Genomic DNA, 19,569 nt, shown 5'->3' on the forward strand with positions numbered 1-19,569 from the left:
CCTGGCGCTAGGATGGGGTGTACGTATGGCCTTATGGACGATGATCCTCCGCAAGATGGCAAATAACAAGTGGCTGCAGCTGAATTTATGGATCGGCCTCACTGTATGCGTGGCCTTGTTCAGCTCCATGCCGCTTTACTCGGATGCCATCCTGCAGCGGACGCTGCAAAAGGAACTGCAATCGGTGCAGCTGCAGGAAGGGGTGCATCCGGGATATATTCGCATCGGTACGACCGTATCCTCGTCGGCGATGGACGACAAGACGATCGAGGCTATCAAGCGTGCCGACCGATTCGTGCAAACGATACCGGGCAGGACAGGACTTGAAGCTTTATCCTTCTACCAGAAGCGTTTCACGCAACGCATGAAGGTGTACGGAGCTGACGCTACGGATCAGGAGAAGCAGTCGCAGAAGGCAGCGGGAAGCATCAAGTCGCTCTCCGGCCTTGAGAAACGCGTGCGTTTGATCGATGGCGCAATGCCTGCCGTTCGCGCTGACGGCATTTACGAGGCGCTCGTTACGCAGAAGTTTCTGATCGCGACGAAGCGCGATATTGGGGACGAACTGATCGCGGAAGCGCCGGACAAAACGAAGTTTCGCGTCATCCCAGTGGGGATTATGGAGACGAATCCAACGGCAGATCCTTATTTGCCTTTTCTTACTTCGGAGGATAGCGACGGCTTCATTATTCCTTTCGATCAGTTTGAGAGCGATTTCATACTTGGGGACAAGACGAAGCTGGCGAGCTTGGAGTGGCGCTTAGCATTGAAATACGAGGGATTAACAATCGATAATATCGATGCATTCGTGCAGGCCGACAAGGATATTAGACGATACTTCCGCGGCCGTATCGGCGTCGACGAGGTCAACATTCCTGCCGTATCAACGGTTAATGCCTATCAGGGCAAGCAAGAGAAGCTTGATGTTATGATGCTATCTCTCTATTCACCGGTTATGCTCATGCTTGCCTTCTATCTCTATATGGCCGCCAATCTCATTATTGAGCGGCAGAAGACGGAAATTTCCGTCCTGCGCAGCCGCGGGGCAAGCCGTTTGCAAATCATGACGGCATATACGTTCGAAAGCTTGTTTCTTGGCGTGAGCGCACTTGCCGTCGGTCCGATTCTCGGTATTTGGTTCACGAAAGTGCTAGGCGCCTCGAACGGCTTTCTGGAGTTCGTCGATCGATCGGCGCTTGAGGTCAGTCTGACCAGCACCGCTTACTTGGTGTCTTCGGTGGCGGTGGCTGCCGCTTTGGCTTTGATTCTGATTCCGGCTTTCATGGCGACTCGAGTCAGCATCGTTAGTCATAAGCAGCAAAATGCCCGCCACAACAAGCTGTCGTTCTGGCATAAGACGGGCCTTGACTTTATCCTTGTCGGCATTGCCGTATATCTGCTCTACAATTTCAACAAGCGCCAGGAGGACTTACAGCGGCTAGGGCTCGATTCGGACGCCTTCCAGCTCGATCCGATGCTGTTCCTCATGCCTTCGCTATTCGCGCTCGGGGGCGGTTTGCTGCTGCTGAGGGTATATCCATGGTTCATTCGTCTTGTCTATTTGGCAGGGCGCCGTTGGTGGTCGCCGGCGCTGTACAACACACTAGTTCAGATCAGCCGGTCTTCTGGTCAATACCAGACGATTAAGCTGTTCCTAATCATGACCGTCGCAACGGGACTCTTCAGCGCGAATGCAGCCCGTACCATTAACGACAACTTGGAGAGTAAGATTCAGTACAATATCGGAGCCGATATGACCATTATGACCCGCTGGGAAAGCGATGCGCGTCCATCGACCTACGTAACGTCCGCTCCGCAAACGCAGGCCGAGATAACTGCGTCCAGCTCGAACCGGGTTCAATACACCGAGCCGCCGTTCCAGCCGTTCGAAGAGCTGGAAGGCATTGAAGCGAGCGCAAAAGTGTTCAAGAAAGAGAAAGCGCGATTCGTAACGCCAACCAGCGGAGCAAGCGGGGCGACTACTCTCATCGGCATCGACACGATGGACTTCGGCCGGACAGCGTGGATGAAGGACGGACTGCTCGAACATCCCATTAACGGATACCTTAATCTGCTCGCGCCCAATACGAAAGCGGTTCTAATCTCTCGCTCGATTGCGGAGAAGGCAAAGGCGAAGCCAGGCGATACGATTGCACTGTCCTGGGATGGACTCGACCATGCTCAATTCGTCGTTTATGGCATTATCGACTACTGGCCTAGCTGGAATCCGCTTCCGACCGGCAATAACGGTAACGAGAAATCTGTTCCACCTAACTTAATCGTCGGCCATCTTGCTACGATTCAGAAAAGGCTTGCCGTAGAGCCTTACGAGGTGTGGCTGAAGCTGAAGGACGGCGTCGCAAGCCAAACCGTCTACGACCAGCTGGCGGAGAAGAAGCTAAGGATCATCACCCTTCAAGACGCTACGCAAGAGCTAATTCAATCGAAAAACGATCCGTTCAGACTTGCGATCAACGGCGTTATGACGCTCGGTTTCGCCATCTCGATGCTGATCAGCTTCTTCGGCTTCCTGCTATTTTGGGTGCTCACGCTGTCGGGCAGAACGCTTCAATACGGTGTGCTGCGGGCAATGGGCATTCCATTTGGACAAATTATCGGCATGCTCGTCAGCGAGCAAGTGCTGACGTCCGGAGCGGCGGTCCTTCTAGGCGTCATCATCGGTAATACGATAAGCAAGCTATTCGTGCCGTTATTCGAGATGTCATTTGCGACGAAGGATCAAGTGCCTCCTTTTGAGATGATTCAACAGCTTAGCGACTATCTGCAGCTATACAGCATTGTCGGCATTACGCTGACAATAGGCCTGCTTATCCTTGGTTACCGCTTATCGAGAATCCGGATTGCGCAAGCACTCAAGCTTGGAGAGGAGTAAAGGATGATTAAAAGCGAAGGACTCGTCAAAATTTACAAAATGGCAGATCTTGAGGTGTTCGCCTTGCAAGGTCTTGATCTGCAGGTCGAGGACGGAGAGCTGATGGCGATTATCGGCAATTCCGGCAGCGGCAAGTCGACGCTCCTGAATATGCTGGGAGGACTGGATAAGCCTTCTGCCGGCAAGCTGTTCATAGATGGCAAAGACTTACTGAAGTTCGGCGAGAAGGAGCTGGTGGCCTACAAGCGCGATACGGTAGGCTTCGTATGGCAGAATAATGCGCGCAACCTTATTCCTTACTTAACCGCGCTGGCTAATGTAGAGCTTCCGATGCTGCTGCGCGGAAATCGCAGGCGGGCGCGGGCAATGGAGCTACTGGAGGCGGTGGGGCTTGGCCATCGGATGAAGAATAGGCTGAGCGAGCTGTCCGGCGGCGAACAGCAGCGGGTAGCGATCGCGATAGCGTTGGCCAACGATCCGAAACTGCTGCTCGCCGATGAGCCGACGGGCTCTCTCGATACGAACACATCCAATCAAGTGCTCGATTTGTTCCGAACGCTCAACCGTTCAATCGGGATCACGATCGTAATCGTAACGCATGATCCGGCGCTGGCCCGCAAGGTAGACCGGGTCGTCCAGATTCGTGACGGCAAGACGTCGGCGGAAATGATCCGCAAGGTGTCGTATGCCGATGAACTGGCCATGTTAGACGCCGAGAGCGACATGCTTGAAGCGGAGAGCCACACGGAATATGCCGTGTTAGACAAAGCAGGACGGCTGCAAATTCCTTCCGGCTTCCTTGATGTGGACGGTTTCAAGGACAGCAACAAGGTACGCGTGGAAATGGAGGACGGCCGTATCGTTCTCTATCCCCAGTCAGCGAAGCAGACAGGCTAACCAAGCGCCATGCCACTCCCCGCAAGAGGAGTTTGATATGGATATCTAATTGGAGAGAGGTGTTGTTCGCAAGATGAAACGTTTAAAAAAGTTGATGGTATTGGGACTAGCCGCAGCGCTGATGTTAAGTGCTGGGACGATAAGTTCGATCACGTCCCGAACGTTAGTACATGCGGAAGCTGCAGTTTCAAGTGAAGCGGAGGCGAGTAATGAACCTTCATCAGAGCTTGAGCGTATCGCAACGGACTTTGAGGACGGAACGGTACAAGGCTGGCAGCCGCGCGGTGGCAGTGTCATTTTGTCGGCATCGGCTGACGCGGCTTATTCGGGCGAGTACGGGCTTAAAGTGGAAGGAAGAACGCAAGGCTGGAACGGCCCTACGTTTAACGCGACGTCGTTTATGCAAGTCGGCAAGACATATGGCATAACGGCATGGGTTCGTCTTCCGGCGGGCTCGAGTACCTCTTCCGTCTCCATGCTCGTCGAGCGGACGACGGACGGTACGCCATATTACGAATCTGTCACGTCCAAAACGGCAACGGACAGCGGCTGGGTAAAGCTGTCGGGCGAATATACGCTCAAGAATCCCGTTTCCAGTGCCGGCGTTTACTTTGAATCGTTCGACAATCCGACGTTATCCTTCTATGTTGATGAATTTATAATTGAACGCATACCCGATCCGATTCCGATCGAAATCGAGCAGGATATACCGAGCTTGAAGGATGTGTTCGCTGACGATTTTCTCCTTGGTTCGGCCTTGCTCGTTCACGAGATAGCAGATACGGAGGGACCGGACGCCGAACTGCTCAAGAAACATTTCAACAGTCTCACCGCAGGCAATGAGATGAAATGGGATGCGACCGAGCCGGTCGAAGGGCAATATACTTTCGCCAATGCGGACAAAATCGTAGACTTTGGGGAGGAAAATGGCATTGCGGTACGCGGACATACGCTGATTTGGCATTCTCAGACACCGAACTGGGTGTTCTACGACGACAATGGCAATCTGGCCAGCAAGGAATTGCTTTTCGCGCGCATGAAGAGCCATATCGACGAAGTTGTCGGCCGCTACAAAGGGAAAGTCTATGCCTGGGACGTCGTGAACGAGGTCATAGAGCCCGGTGACCGTAAGCCGAACGGCCTGCGCAACAGCTTATGGTATCAAATCGCAGGCGAGGAGTACATCGAGAAAGCGTTCGAATACGCCCATGCAGCGGATCCCGATGCCGTTTTGTACATCAATGATTACAACACGCATTTTACCGATAAAAGGCAATTTATGTACGACCTGATCAAGCGCCTCCAAGACAAGGGCATTCCGGTGCAAGGAGTCGGCCATCAGACGCATATCGGCATCGCGAGCCCTTCCATTCAGGAGCTCGACGACATGCTAGCGGCCTTCCGTGACCTCGGTATCGAGCAGCAAGTTACCGAGCTGGATATGAGCGTTTATACGAATGACGCGGAATCATACGAGTCGTTCCCACTAGAATTGCAAATCAACCAAGCGAAACGTTACCAAGCGATCTTCGACGTGTTCAAGAAGCATGCGGATCAGCTTACGGCCGTAATCTTCTGGGGCAAGGACGATCTGAATACTTGGCTGCGAACTTTCCCGGTCGATCGGAACAACTGGCCGCTGCTATTTGATGAGCGTCTTCAAGCGAAGTATGCGTACTGGGCGCTTGTTGACCCAACCCAGCTGCCGGTCGAAATACAGAAGACATCCGCGGTTGCTGGCACCGTGTTGGTGGACGGCAAACTGGATAATTCATGGATGGCAGCAAGGCCGATTACGATTCAATCAGAGGGCAGCACGGCAGCTTCCTACCGGACGCAATGGGCATCAGGAAAACTGCATGTTTGGGTCGATGTGTTGGACTCGACGGTCAACGGAAATGATTCCGTTGATGTATTCATTGACGAAAATAACGGCAAGACCGCATCCTACGAGGCGGACGATAAGAAGTATACGTTCCGCATGAGCGGCGCGAATCCGCATAGTCCAGTCGTATACAAGGCGGTCAAAACGGCGACCGGCTATGTTATCGAAGCGTCGATTCCACTCGCCGGCGCAGCTCTTGGCCAAACGATCGGTTTTGATGTACGGATTAATAATCGCTCCGGAAGCGACACCTCGTTGACGTCGTGGAACGATATTCAACATAAGCAAGATACCGATACGTCGGGCTTCGGCGAACTGGAGCTAATCGAAGGTCCTCGTCATGCGAAGGCTGTACGCGGAACGCCGGTCATTGACGGGGACATCGACGGGATTTGGAAGTACGCGTCCGCCTTTACGACGGACCGGTGGGTGCAAGGAACTTCCGGTTCGACGGCGAAGGTCAGAACCCTCTGGGATGGCAACCGGTTGTATATCTTGGCAGAGGTGACGGATTCGAACCTTACGAAGCGAAGCGCGAACGTATGGGAGCAGGATTCGGTAGAAATATTCCTCGACCAGAACAATGCAAGAAGCGATTCTTATGATGCGGACGACGGACAGTACCGGATCAACTTCGACAATGAACAATCCGTTAGCCCGGGTTCATCCAGCGGTAGACTCGTATCCGCAGCGAAGCGAACGGGTGCGGGGTATACCGTAGAAGCTTCCATCGCCTGGACGGGTACGCCGCCGCAAGCCGGTATCCTGGTCGGCTTCGACGTTCAGGTCAATAATGACCAGGACGACGATGGTGTCCGCGACAGCATTGCGATCTGGAATGATACGACAGGAATGACGTGGCAGAACTTGTCCGGGATCGGACTGCTTGAGCTTACGAAATAATCCAAGAGCCGATTGCTTATCACGGATAAGCATCGGCTCTTTCTATGGAAACCAAAAAAGCCACGATGCATCGTCATTCTGACGATTACCGGGGCTTTCTTTATAGTTGTCGGCAGCAATCGTGTAAGCGGTTACGCAGTAATGGAAAACATTTTACGGTATTCGTTAGCGCTCAAGCCTGTATATGCTTTGAATTTTTTGTAGAACCAATCCATTTCCGTATAGCCGATCTCATTCGCGATTTCATACACTTTCATGTCCGTATTTTCAAGCAGCAGCTTAGCCTTCTCCATGCGCTGTTGCAGCAAATATTCATTGAAGGTCATATTTTCCTGGAACTTGAACTTTTGACCCAAATAAGAGCAATTGAAATGAAGGTTGTTGGAAATTTCCTTCAAGGTGATGTTCTGATGCAGCGCCTCATCCACATATTCCTTAACCTTCTCGATGATATTCGGTTGAGGCTGGGCTTCCTTTTCCGTCGGCACCCATGATAGCGCTTTATTTTTTTTGATTGCGCAATCGAGCTCACCTTTGACGGCCAGCAGGCTTGACGTTAGCTCGACAGAAGAAACGGGGTCCGGCAAATAATCGCTTACTTGGTAATAGAGAGCCTTTCGGGCAAGCTGGAAATCGTTTCCTCCGCCTATCAGGACAATCGGTACGCGGCTCTTCTGGCGAATGTAATCGCATAGATACAAGCCGTCGATATGAGAGCCGTTCATGCCGATCAGGATAAGCGAAAATTGGTTTCGGACAAGAAAATCGATTGCGTCCGCAAAGCTGTTCGCATAAGCGTCCAATTCAAATTCGATCCGATTCCATTCCGGCATACGTTGCAACATCTCCATCGACGATGTGGAGTCAAAGTCGACAAGCAGCACTTTATACACGATGGTTTCCTCCTAATTGAATTTGCGGAACTTAGGGGTTTCCCTAATGGGAGAATGACTACGTTTTAATTATGTGAATTGGACGTAAACGAAACAACGTGCTTTTCTTTGCATCTCACACATGTTTTTACTTCTTGCTCAAAAAACATCTTTTGGTGAAATAAATTGATTTCCAATCTAGAATTTGACAGGTGATAGACCTGTTTTCCCACAGGTTGTTGAATGCATTATGAAAGCGCTACACTTTTCGGTGTAGTTCAATATGTAAAGGGGGATTCGCAATGAAGATTCGCAAATTAATGGTTCTGCTATGCGCTTTTGTTCTCGTACTTTCAGCATGCAGCGGCGGTTCGGGCAACGGTAACAGCACGAACAACGGGTCAAACCAAGCTACGAACAACAACGGCTCTGGCAACACGGGTAACACGGCCACGGCTGCGCCGGAGGGCGAAGGAGAAGAAGATATCAGCTCGCCCGAGATGGATTTCGACATGGGCGGCAGAACGGTCAAAGTCGTATCCTGGTGGGATATGACGATTCCGGAAGACAACCCCGACAATATTCAACGCAAGAAAAATCTGGATGAATTGATGAAGAAGCATAACTTCAAAATCGAATATGTTGCGATCGACTTTGGCGAATACCAACAAAAAGTAACGGCTTCCTTGCTGGCCGGCGAGCCGATCGGCGATATCGTCCGTTTGGGAAGAAACTATATGATTCCGACATTGGTCAAGCAAGACTTGCTCTGGCCGGTCGACGAGTATACGAAAAACACGAAAGTGTTCAACCAGAAGACTACGAGTGAATACTTCACTTACGAGGGCAAGGGCTATGCGTTCACGGAAGACCAAAGCAATCTAGTTCAAGGCATTTTCTACAACCGTACGCTCTTGAATCAGCTTGGAATCAAAGCGCTGCAAGATTACGTGAATGAAGACAACTGGAATTGGGATACATTCGTTCAAGTAGCGAAAGAAGCCAATAAAGATACGAACAACGATGGCAAGCTGGATACATGGGGTCTTGCTAACTCCCAAGTTGTCGAGCATGCGATGTATTCGAACAGCGCTCACCTGACGAAAGGCGACAAGCAAAACCTGGATGATCCAGCAACGCAAGAAACATTGAATTTCTTATCGAAACTCGCGACGGAGCAAGTGTACAGACCGACTGAGGGCGGAGACTGGACGGAGCCTGGACAATTTTTCCGTCAAGGAAATACCCTCATGTATGCCGGCGCCATTTTCGAATTGAACGGCTTTAAGACGGATATGCCGGATGCGGACATCGGCTTCGTACCGTTCCCTAAAGGGCCTAGCGCAACCGAATATCATTCCGGCGAAGCCGCTTACCAAGCGCTTACGATTCCGAAGGCAGTCGAGCATCCGGAACAATTGCTCTACATTTGGGAAAAAATCAACGATATTGACTCCGAATACGACTATCCGGGTCAAGCGTCCTTTGAAAGCAATTTTTCGAACGAGGATGACATTAACAACGCCAAGATGGTGGGACCTGGCATGATCATATTCGACCATGGTACGTACGGCGATGCCTTGAAATTCTGGGACTTCGTCGGTGAGATCAACAGCGGGGTATCGGTATCAACGGTTGTCGAGAAGTATAAACCGGTGTTCCAAGCGGCAATTGATGCGGTGTACGGTTCTTAACGTGTTATAACGTGTGAGCGACAGTCCCTATTTAGAATCCTTTCTAATGGGGACTGTTGTTGAATTTAACTTCTTGCTGCAGGAGGGAGAAAAGTTGAACTTCAGAAAGAAGAACTACTTCGCGATTATACTCATTCTCGCCGTATTGGCAACGTCTATATTGGCTTTCTACCCTTCGGATTCGAAGGATAGCGGACGCGCCATGGCCATGGCGGATTTCGCCGCCGTTACGGCATTGGCAGGAAAAGACAGCTATGATGCGTATTTGAGAGCCCACTCGAATGCTGGGCGGCCGGACGAGATCATCCGAATTGAGGGCGAGAGCTTCTCGGAAACGACCGGTGAAGGATTCGACATATCTGACCATCTGGAAGGGTTGGACGGAAAGGCCGTTGTTACGCCGGATACCGGCTCCATTAGGTGGGATGTCCAGGTGAAACAAGCGGGTCTGTACAATATGAGGATTCATTATTTGCCGATCGAGGGCAAGAGCTCTGCGATCGAAAGGCAATTTGCTATTAACGACAAAGTCCCTTTTAAAGGGGCGGATATTTTATTGTTCGACCGGGTTTGGGGAAATCGACAGGATGAAATCGAGCGGGACGATCGCGGCAATGAAATCAGACCAAGGCAGGTAGAAAAACCGGCATGGCAAATCGGGATATTCACCGATCGCAACGGTTATTATGACGAGCCTTACTCCTTTTACTTCGAGAGCGGGCAGCAATCGTTTTCCTTGAGGGCCTTAAGGGAACCGATGGCGATTGATTATATTGAGCTGTACCAGGACCAAGCATTGGTGACGTATGAGGATATGAAGAAACAGTATGACGCCGAAGGAATCAAGGCGACATCGGATCAGTACATCGAAATTCAAGCCGAGGATGCCGTTGCCAAGTCATCGCCTACGTTGTATCCGCTGGCAGACCGATCGAGTCCGACGGTTGTTCCTTACAACGTGTCAAAGCTTCGAATCAATACGATCGGCGGAACGAACTGGAAGCTTCCCGGACAGTGGATCGAGTGGGAGTTCGAGGCTCCCGAAGACGGCTTATATCAAATCGCGCTGAAGCAAAAACAGGATACGCTGCGCGGCATATACGCCACTCGGAGCCTGACGATCGACGGCGAGACGCCTTTCCTGGAAATGAAGCGCCTTCGCTTTAATTTCAACATGGATTGGGCGATGAACGTGCTGGGAGAAGAAGAAGAGCCTTATTTGTTCCACTTGTCCAAAGGGACACATCGCATTCGAATGGAAGTTTCGCTCGGCGACATCGCGCCGCTTATTCGAACGATCGAATCGAGCGTGCTGCAGCTTAACGAGATGTATCGGAAAATATTGATGATTACATCAAATACGCCCGACCCGTTCCGCGATTACCAATTGGAGAAGCGGATACCGGATATGGTTAAGACGTTCGAAGAGCAAGCCATGATCATACAGAACGTGGCGGATTATTTAGAACAATCAACAGGTGAGCGGAGCGATAAAGTAGCCGTTCTTCATACGATGGTCGGCCAATTGAAGGAAATGGTCAAAAATCCGGAGACGGTCGGCAATCGATTAACGGCATTCAAAACGAATGTCGGGGGCTTGGGCACATGGATACTTACGGTCCGCGAGCAGCCGATAAAGCTGGATTATCTCATTGTGTCCTCACCAGACAAGAAGCTTCCGAGAGCGGAAGCGACAATCTTCGAGGAAGTTAAGCATGAGCTTGGCGCATACTTTGCTTCTTATTCCGAGGACTATGACAGCATCGGGAATACGGGCGGAGACCAGGATCGCAATATAACGGTTTGGATTACGACGGGGCGGGATCAAGCGCAGGTGCTTAAGAGCTTGATCGACGATTCCTTCACGCCGGATTCGAATATCGCGGTAGATTTGAGGCTCGTACCGGGGAACATCTTGCTTCCGGCAACGTTGGCCGACGAGGGTCCCGACGTCGCGATGCAGATCGGCGAGGACGTTCCCGTGAACTACGCGATGCGGGATGCGGCGACAGACTTGACGCAGTTTGGGGACTTCGACGAAGTAGCCTCCCGTTTCCATGACAGCGGACTTACGCCCTACAAGTACGATCAAGGCGTCTATGCGCTACCGGAGCAGCAGTCGTTCCCGATGCTGTTCTACCGGAAGGATATTCTTGAGGAGCTCGGACTCGATCCGCCTAAGACATGGCAGGATATTTATAACATGATTTCGGTCCTCCAGAAGCATAACATGGAGTTTTGGCTGACGATCGAGGCAACGAACGCAAGTCTTGTACCGAATGCGACATTCTCTATGCTGCTTTATCAGAACAGCGGCGAATTCTATCGCGACGGCGACAAGAAGAGCGCTCTTGATACGGATCTATCCATGGAAATGTTCAAGAAGTGGACGCAATTTTATACCAACTACAAATTCCCGGTACTGGCGGACTTTCCGAACCGATTCCGTACGGGCGAGATGCCTATCGGCATTGCGGACTACACAACGTATAACATGCTGACGGTGCTTGCGCCTGAGATCAAAGGTTTGTGGGATTTCATGCTCGTGCCTGGTACGGAGCAGGATAACGGAACCGTTAATCATGCGGTAGCCAGCCATACCACGGGCGTTATGATGATGGAGAATGCCGACAACAAGGAAGCGGCATGGGAATTTATGAAATGGTGGACCAGCAAGGATACGCAAATTGCTTACGGCCGAGAAATGGAAGGTTTAATGGGCGAAGCCGCCCGTTATCCAACGGCTAACGTAGAAGCGCTTGCGGAATTGCCTTGGCCAGTCAAGGATTACAACAATCTGTCCAGTCAGTGGGAGTGGGTTGAGGGTATTCCTCAAGTGCCGGGCGGTTACTTTACGGGCCGACATCTGGATAATGCCTTCCGCAGAGTCGTCAACGCGAACGAGAATCCTCGGGAAGCACTTAACGATTACGTGCTCTATATTAACGACGAAATCGAGATCAAGCGGAAAGAATTCAATTTACCGTAATCGTTTGGGGGTGGAATTCATTGCAAGCCGAAACAACCAGTCAAGCCGTACCTAATCTTATCCATCCGAAGAAAAAATCGAAGCTGGCCCATATATGGACGGAACTGAAGAAAAACAAGCATTATTACCTTCTGATGAGTCCGTATATGCTTATTTTCTTTACCTTTACGGTCATTCCCGTCGTATTCTCGCTCATTCTTAGCTTTTTTTACTTCAATATGCTCGAATTTCCGCGGTTTGTCGGATGGCAGAACTATTCCAGGTTATTTCTGAACGACGACATCTTCATGATTGCATTGAAGAACACGTTCATCTTCGCAATCATTACCGGTCCGGTCAGCTACATCGCCTGCTTTTTCTTCGCATGGATCATTAACGAGCTGTCGCCGAAGATACGGGCGGTCATGACTTTGATCTTCTATGCGCCGGCGATTTCCGGCAACGTATTCTTTATTTGGCTAATCGTATTTTCTGGCGACCGCTACGGCTATTTGAACGGATTCTTGATTAAATTCGGGTTTATTCTGGAACCGATCCAATGGCTGACTAATGAAAAATACATTCTTATGATCGTCATGATCGTACAGCTGTGGCTCAGCTTAGGCACAAGCTTCCTTGCCTTTATAGCCGGCCTGCAAACGGTTGATCGGACGCTGATCGAAGCTGGCGTCGTGGACGGAATCAAAAACCGTTGGCAGGAGCTATGGTTCATCACGCTGCCTTCCATGAGGCCGCAGCTGTTGTTCGGCGCCGTGATGCAAATTACGGGATCGCTGGCGGTAGCCGATATTACGATCGCGCTCGCTGGCTTCCCGAGCGTCAACTACGCGGCGCATACGATCGTTACCCACCTGATGGACTACGGCACGATTCGTTTCGAGATGGGTTACGCCTCGGCGATTGCGACAGTGCTGTTCGGTATTATGATCGGGACTAACAAATTGACGCAAAAATTGCTCAGAAAGGTAGGTGAGTAACGTTGGTCGTTAAAATGATGACCGCATTTCGGACGACGAAGCGGCTGAACCGTTCGTTTACGGTCAGCTTCATATTGTTCGCGTTTCTCGCCGTGTTCGGAGCGTTCATGGTGCTGCCACTGCTTTATGCGGTGAACAACGCCTTCAAGCCGCTGGATGAGTTGTTTATTTTCCCGCCGCAATTCTTCGTGAACAATCCGACGCTCGATAACTTCTATGACCTGGTTGCTTTGATGGGCAATTCATGGGTACCGTTGACGCGTTACATTGCCAATACGCTGCTCATTACTCTCATCGGAACCGTGGGACATATATTGCTGGCTTCTGCCGCGGCTTACCCACTAGCGAAATATCAGTTCCTTGGATCGAAGACGCTATTCTCGATCGTTGTCCTGTCGCTGATGTTCTCGGGGCATGTTACGGCAATTCCAAACTATATGGTGATGTCTTGGCTGGGCTGGATCAATACGCATGCGTCGATTATCGTTCCATCGCTTGCTTTTCCGCTAGGCCTGTTCTTGATGAAGCAATTCATGGAGCAGCTTCCGACAGCTTTGCTGGAAGCCGCCAAGATTGACGGAGCGAGTGAATACCGGATCTATTGGAGCATCGTGATGCCGAACGTGAAGCCTGCTTGGCTAACCCTTATGATTTTGCAGTTTCCAATGCTATGGGGAACCGATGGGGGTAGTTTCATCTACAGCGAGAACCTGAAGACGCTCCATTACGCGCTGGGACAGATCACGCTGGGCGGAATAGCGCGCGCGGGCGTTGGGGCGGCCGTCGCGCTCATATTAATGGTCGTTCCGATCACGCTCTTCGTCATCTCGCAGAGCAGCGTCATTCAGACGATGGCGACTTCCGGGATGAAAGAGTAGAAGGGAGACTTGCACGATGCTGAAGAGAAAAACAAAACTAAGAGCTTATCTCCTTACGGCCATATGCTGCGTATTCGGCATAAGCGCGGGAGGATCGCTTGCTTATGCCGCGGATGGCGATTCTTACAACTATTCTGTCTGGGGAGAGACAGTCGTATCTCCTTCCGCCTATGAAGCGACGACTCTAATGACCGGCACTATGCTCGGTGTAGGCGCGTTTAAAGACCCAAGCGATCTGCACGTCACGGCGGACAATGAAATCTATGTGCTCGATTCGGGCAATAACCGGATCGTCGTGTTGGACGACGATTATCGTGAGACGGCGATCATCGACTCCTTCGAGCATGACGGAGCGACCGATACGTTTCTGAATCCGCAAGGTATCTTCGTAACCGAGCAGAAGCATGTTCTTATCGCCGATACGGGAAACAAGCGGGTCGTTCATCTCGATGAAAAAGGCCGGTTGGCGCAAATCGTAGAGAAGCCTGCATCCGAGCTGCTGCCGGGGAGCTTCGAGTTTCAACCAGTCCGCGTCGTCATGGATAAAGCGCAGCGCATTTATGTCATGGCGATCGGCGTGTTCGACGGGCTGATGGAATTTAGCGCGGAAGGTGCGTTCACTTCTTATATCGGCGCGAACCGTGTCTGGGTCGATCCGGTGGAGCTGTTCTGGAAGCGGCTGTCGACGGAGGCGCAGCGCAGCCAAATGGTCATGTTCACGCCAACGGAGTTTACCAATATGGACATTAACGACGAAGGCTTCATTTACGCGACAAGCGGCGATTCGGGGGACACCATTCGTAAGCTGAACGCCCAAGGCAACGATATTTTGCGAAGAACCGGATTTTACAAACCACAGGGCGATATACGCTTCGCGAGCGATCTGGGACCTTCCAGACTCATTGACGTCGACATTACGGACAGTGAAATCTACTCGGTCCTCGATTCGAAGAGAGGCCGGATATTCACGTATAATGGCGACGGGCAATTCATGTATGTGTTCGGAGGCATGGGCAACCGTATCGGGGAGTTCAACACGCCGGTCGCCATTGAACGGGTAGGGGACGATTTCCTCGTTCTGGACAAGGCGTTCGGCGAAATGACTTTGTTCCGAACGACGGAATACGGCCGGACGCTGAATGAAGCCGTCAGGAGCTATTACCGGGGCGAGGAAGAAAAGGCGCTTCAACTCTACGAACAGACGATTAATAGGAACGCGAATCTGGATTTCGCTTATTCCGGTATCGGCAAGGCGATTCTAAGGCAGGGCGAATACGACGATGCGATGCGTTACTTCAAGCAAAGCTTGGATCAACCCAACTATTCAAAGGCGTTCCTCCTTTACCGCAAGGAAGTGCTGAGAGCAAACTTCAGCACGATTATGACGGTTGTCATCGGATTAGCTGCCGTCGTCCTGATCGTAAGGGTTTACCGGAAAAAGCTGGCTAGAAAGAGGGGCGTTTCGTTTGAATAAAGAGCTTATTAAATTTCCCTTTTATGTAATGATGCATCCCTTCAACGGTTATTGGGAGCTGAAATACGAACAAAACAAGAAGCTGAACTTGATCTTGTCGTTCGGGATTCTGCTGATGCTTATTATGACTAACGTTCTAAGCAGCCAGTACAGCGGGTTTCTAGTCAACATCTACAATCCTGAATACATGAACAGCTTAATGGAGATCACTTATGTTCTCGTACCGGTCTTATTCTGGTGCGTGGCGAACTGGTCGCTTACGACGCTGATGGACGGCGAAGGGAAGTTCGTGGACATATTCACGTCCACCTGCTTCGCGCTGCTGCCGCTGGTTATTGTCAACTTTCCTTGGATTTGGCTAAGCAACGTCATTTCCATGCAAGAGACGACGTTCTATTATTTCTGCAACAGCTTTGCCGTTCTATGGTCGATGTATCTGCTGTTCGTCGGAAATATGACCGTTCATCAATTCACGCCAAGCAAGACCATCGTAACGATCATTCTCTCGCTGGTTGCCATCGGTTTCATGGCGTTTCTCTGCTTATTGTTTTTTAGTCTTATTCAACAAATTGTTACCTTCATCACGATCATTTACCAAGAAATCACCTTGAGGAATTAGGAAGGAGGAACGTAAGATGCATAGGGCCAGAAATGCCATCTTGTCCGCGTTTCTCGCAACCGGACTGCTGGTCGCCGGCTGTTCCAGCGCGGATACCGCGAACCTACCGGAAGATGCGCAGCAGCTAGAGGCTGCATTCGTGCAAGGAAAGGCGCTTAACGCTTCGTTTACGGATGCGCGCATCGCCGGAATGAAGGGGATCGCCGAAAATGAGTTGCTTCGGTTGTTCATCAACGAGGAGACGGGCGCCATTGCCGTACTTAACAAAAGCGGCGGCGAAATATGGCACAGCAATCCACTTGAAGCCGAGACTGATCCTATAGCGACGGGGGTGAACAAGGGCTTGTTGTCCTCACAGTTGAAGATCGACTACTATAACAGCTTCGGACAGGTCAACTCGGTCAATACGTTCCTGGACAGCGTCGCATACAAACAGGTTAATTATGAATCGATTGATAGCGGAGTCAAAGTAACCTATAAATTCGGTAAAGCCGAGAGATCTGCAGCGGATTTGCCTCTCATGTTAAGCGTTGCCCGTTTCGAGGAGTTGTCAGGCAAGCTGGATAAGGCAGGTCAACGCGCCTTGCGTATTGGGTATACCGAAAATGAAGATAAAGCGGCCTACGTTCGGAATGACCAAGCGCTGAACGGTCTTCAGCTCGATCGCGCGTTCAAAGCATTCGAGGATGCCGGCTATACGCAAGAGGATCTGGAGAAGGATATGGCCGAGCTCAATTTTACGCAAGATTCGCCTGCGCCGAGAATTTTCCTCGCTTCCATCGAGTATAAGCTCGATGGGGACAGTCTTGTTGTCAAGTTGCCGTCTCAGGAAATCCAATCTCCAAGCGAGTATCCGGTCAGCAGCGTCTCTATGCTGAGCTATTTCGGCGCTGCCGGAAGCGAGGAGAAAGGCTCGATATTCGTTCCGGACGGCTCGGGCGCGCTCATCTCGTTCAATAACGGCAAGACGAAGTACCCTGCCTACCAGCAAGCGGTATATGGGAGCGACCAGGCGATGGAGAGGGTCGAGAACGCCGTTAACGAACAAACCGTCAGGCTGCCGATCTTTGGAATGATCAGGGACGGTAACGCATTCCTTGGCATTATCGAAGAGGGAGCGGCTGCAGCGACAATCAATGCGGATATCAGCGGCAAATTGAACAGCTACAACTATGTTTATCCGACCTTCAACGTGACGAACAAAGGGGAGCTTACGCTTCAGGCGAACGGATCGGAGCGGACGCTGCCGAAGTTCCAGGAGCATCCGATGAAAAGCGATTATACGGTGCGTTACGCCTTCCTTACCGGCAAGTCTGCAACGTATCAAGGCATGGCCGAGTATTACCGTCAATATTTGGAGAGCCATGGCGGATTGCCAGAGTCGAAGGCGGAAAGCGGGGAAGAAGATCTTCCGTTCTACGTTCAGGTAGTGGGAAGCATTGCGAAGCAGAAGCATTTCGTCGGCGTCCCGTACAAGACGCTTGAGCCGCTTACCACTTTCAAGCAATCGCAGCAAATGATCAGCGAAATGAAGGAGCGCGGCATCGCAAATATTAAGCTTCGGTATGCCGGTTGGTTCAATGGCGGACTCCATCACCAAGTGCCGGATGACATATCGGTAGACGGGGCGATTGGCGGCACCAAAGGCTTGCGCAGCTTGGCGTCGTTCGCGAAGGAGCAGGGCGTAGACCTCTATCCTGACGTCGCTATTCTTACCGCGCATACGGGCAAGGGGTTCAACGAGAAGGAGGAGGCTTCGCGTTCTCTGCGCGGCGTGCCTTCGTCATTTTATCCGCTTGACCTGGCGATGGGCCGACGCGACCGTACCGAGTCGCCGTCCTATGTCGTATCACCGAAGCGTGTAGGAACTTACGTGGATGCTATTCTAAAGGATATGAAAGGCTTCAATATGAGCGGTATCTCGCTTCGCGATATGGCCGACCAGTTGAACAGCGATTTTCGCAAAAACAATCAAATCGACCGTACCGAGTCTGAGGATATTTCTATACAGGCGTTGAACGACATTCGTGAAGCAAACATGAATATTTTGGCGGATGGCGGAAATGCTTACGTACTCCCTTACTTGTCGGATATTACGAATGCACCTTTAACGAACAGCCGCTATAAGCTCGAGGATCAAGAGATTCCATTCTTCCAAATGGTTATACGCGGGAAAATCGATTACACGGGCTCGCCGTATAATTTGACCAGCTATACGAACGTGAGGCAATACATTCTGAAATGCCTCGAGTACGGCTCCGGCGTATACTTCGAATGGATCCATGAGCCGAATTACAAGGTCAAGGATACGGCATTCAGCAATCTGTATGCTGTCAATTACGAGCAGTGGCTGGAGCAGGCTGCACATATTTACGATGAAGTGAACGGCGTGCTGAAGAAGGTACAGAATGAGCGCATCTCCTCACACGTGAAGCTTGGCGAAGGTTTGTTCAAAACCGTCTACGAAAGCGGGACGTACGTCATCGTGAACTACGGCGCTACGAATGCAACCGTGAATGGGCTGACGATAGAGGCCGAGGGCTATGTTACGGGTGGTGAGCAACCTTGAAATCGATAACGAAACTTGTGTTTAGATCAAGAACGTACAACGAGCAGAAGGCGTTGTGGGGCTTTCTCTACGTGCTGCCCTGGCTGCTTGGTTTTCTGTTTTTCTTTCTAATTCCTTTATTGACTTCGCTGCAATACAGCTTAAGCTCGATCAAGGCCAATGCGAACGGGATGACAATCAAATACATCGGCTTCGCGAACTATATTGAGGCACTCATGGTAAATACGAGTTTTAACCGAGCGTTGACGGAGTCGGTCATTAATATGGTCGTTAACGTACCGCTCATCGTTATATTCAGCTTGTTTCTAGCGGTGCTGTTGAATCAGAAGTTCGTCGGGAGAGCTCTGGCAAGATCGATCTTCTTTCTTCCGGTTATTCTTGCTTCCGGCGTCATTGCGACTTTGGAGGCGTCGAGTCTGGTGCAGGCGATCAATGAACAAAATGCGAACGGGGGCGTATTCTCGAGCGGCACGATAGAGCTTGCGAACATTATGGTCAGATCCGGCGTCAATGAGGATATTGTCATGTACTTGATGGATGCAGTCGAAAGAATCTATCAGATCGTCAGTCAATCCGGCGTGCAAATTCTTATTTTCCTAGCCGGCATTCAGACCATCTCGCCGCAGTTGTACGAAGCGTCCAAAATCGAAGGCGCAACCGGATATGAGGCATTCTGGAAAATCACACTCCCGATGGTCAGTCCGCTCATACTCGTAAACGTCATTTATACGATTATCGACTCTTTCTCCAGAAACAATATGACGACGCTAATCAAAGAAACAGGATTTACAACCTTTAACTTTGGGCTTAGCTCGGCGATGGCTTGGATTTACTTCCTGGTCATCATGCTAATCCTATTAGTCAGTACGTACTTCATATCCAAACGGGTCTTCTACCAGGAATAGAAGGAGAGTGAGAA

12 protein-coding genes are annotated in these 19,569 nt (G+C 50.9%); 11 read left to right on the forward strand and 1 reads right to left on the reverse strand.

The window, feature by feature from the left end:
* The first annotated feature begins 25 nt into the window (after window positions 1–25).
* The 3 genes from HI950_RS11760 (at window position 26) to HI950_RS11770 (ending at window position 6,578) form a co-directional block, all read left to right on the forward strand.
* A complete protein-coding gene (locus HI950_RS11760) occupies window positions 26–2,893 on the forward strand; it encodes an ABC transporter permease (RefSeq protein WP_169082548.1) in 2,868 nt (955 codons plus the stop codon).
* Between the two features lie 3 nt (window positions 2,894–2,896).
* The gene (locus tag HI950_RS11765) at window positions 2,897–3,790 is read left to right on the forward strand and encodes an ABC transporter ATP-binding protein (RefSeq protein WP_169082547.1); all 894 of its coding nucleotides are present in this window, start codon (window positions 2,897–2,899) and stop codon (window positions 3,788–3,790) included.
* Window positions 3,791–3,863: 73 nt separating this feature from the next.
* Window positions 3,864–6,578 carry an endo-1,4-beta-xylanase gene (locus HI950_RS11770; protein ID WP_223285237.1) on the forward strand — a complete coding sequence of 905 codons (2,715 nt, stop codon included), beginning with the start codon at window positions 3,864–3,866 and terminating at the stop codon, window positions 6,576–6,578.
* A gap of 131 nt (window positions 6,579–6,709) precedes the next feature.
* Here the strand turns inward: HI950_RS11770 and HI950_RS11775 are convergent, their stop codons facing one another.
* A complete protein-coding gene (locus tag HI950_RS11775; RefSeq protein WP_169082546.1) occupies window positions 6,710–7,471 on the reverse strand; it encodes a response regulator transcription factor in 762 nt (253 codons plus the stop codon).
* A 281-nt stretch (window positions 7,472–7,752) separates the two neighbouring features.
* Between HI950_RS11775 and HI950_RS11780 the strand changes: the two genes are divergently transcribed.
* The 8 genes from HI950_RS11780 to HI950_RS11815 all read left to right on the forward strand — a co-directional run bounded on the left by HI950_RS11780 (window position 7,753) and on the right by HI950_RS11815 (window position 19,555).
* Entirely contained in the window at window positions 7,753–9,144 is a 1,392-nt protein-coding gene (locus HI950_RS11780; RefSeq protein WP_169082545.1) for an ABC transporter substrate-binding protein, read from the forward strand.
* Between the two features lie 94 nt (window positions 9,145–9,238).
* Window positions 9,239–12,133: an extracellular solute-binding protein gene (locus HI950_RS11785; protein ID WP_169082544.1), complete on the forward strand. Its 2,895-nt coding sequence runs from the start codon at window positions 9,239–9,241 to the stop codon at window positions 12,131–12,133.
* A gap of 20 nt (window positions 12,134–12,153) precedes the next feature.
* Window positions 12,154–13,110, forward strand: coding sequence for a carbohydrate ABC transporter permease (locus HI950_RS11790; RefSeq protein ID WP_169082543.1), 957 nt, complete (start codon window positions 12,154–12,156; stop codon window positions 13,108–13,110).
* Window positions 13,111–13,124: 14 nt separating this feature from the next.
* Entirely contained in the window at window positions 13,125–13,988 is an 864-nt protein-coding gene (locus HI950_RS11795; RefSeq protein WP_169082818.1) for a carbohydrate ABC transporter permease, read from the forward strand.
* A gap of 16 nt (window positions 13,989–14,004) precedes the next feature.
* On the forward strand, window positions 14,005–15,462 hold the full coding sequence (locus HI950_RS11800; RefSeq protein WP_169082542.1) for a hypothetical protein: 1,458 nt from the start codon (window positions 14,005–14,007) through the stop codon (window positions 15,460–15,462).
* Window positions 15,455–16,081 (forward strand): Yip1 family protein, encoded by a 627-nt coding sequence (locus tag HI950_RS11805; protein WP_169082541.1) that lies wholly within the window; start codon window positions 15,455–15,457, stop codon window positions 16,079–16,081. Before HI950_RS11800 ends, HI950_RS11805 begins: the two co-directional genes overlap by 8 nt.
* A 16-nt stretch (window positions 16,082–16,097) precedes the next feature.
* Window positions 16,098–18,650, forward strand: a complete 2,553-nt coding sequence (locus tag HI950_RS11810; protein ID WP_169082540.1) for a DUF5696 domain-containing protein — start codon at window positions 16,098–16,100, stop codon at window positions 18,648–18,650.
* Window positions 18,647–19,555 carry a carbohydrate ABC transporter permease gene (locus HI950_RS11815; protein ID WP_169082539.1) on the forward strand — a complete coding sequence of 303 codons (909 nt, stop codon included), beginning with the start codon at window positions 18,647–18,649 and terminating at the stop codon, window positions 19,553–19,555. Before HI950_RS11810 ends, HI950_RS11815 begins: the two co-directional genes overlap by 4 nt.
* The last annotated feature ends 14 nt before the right edge of the window (window positions 19,556–19,569 follow it).

It is taken from the genome of Paenibacillus sp. PL91, from assembly GCF_012935325.2.
Classification (GTDB): domain Bacteria; phylum Bacillota; class Bacilli; order Paenibacillales; family Paenibacillaceae; genus Pristimantibacillus.

Coding starts and splice junctions, on each gene's coding strand:
- HI950_RS11770 (WP_223285237.1), top strand. CDS start 3,864: ATGAAACGTTTAAAAAAGTTGATGGTATTGGGACTAGCCGCAGCGCTG.
- HI950_RS11765 (WP_169082547.1), top strand. CDS start 2,897: ATGATTAAAAGCGAAGGACTCGTCAAAATTTACAAAATGGCAGATCTT.
- HI950_RS11810 (WP_169082540.1), top strand. CDS start 16,098: ATGCATAGGGCCAGAAATGCCATCTTGTCCGCGTTTCTCGCAACCGGA.
- HI950_RS11780 (WP_169082545.1), top strand. CDS start 7,753: ATGAAGATTCGCAAATTAATGGTTCTGCTATGCGCTTTTGTTCTCGTA.
- HI950_RS11795 (WP_169082818.1), top strand. CDS start 13,125: ATGATGACCGCATTTCGGACGACGAAGCGGCTGAACCGTTCGTTTACG.
- HI950_RS11760 (WP_169082548.1), top strand. CDS start 26: ATGGCCTTATGGACGATGATCCTCCGCAAGATGGCAAATAACAAGTGG.
- HI950_RS11800 (WP_169082542.1), top strand. CDS start 14,005: ATGCTGAAGAGAAAAACAAAACTAAGAGCTTATCTCCTTACGGCCATA.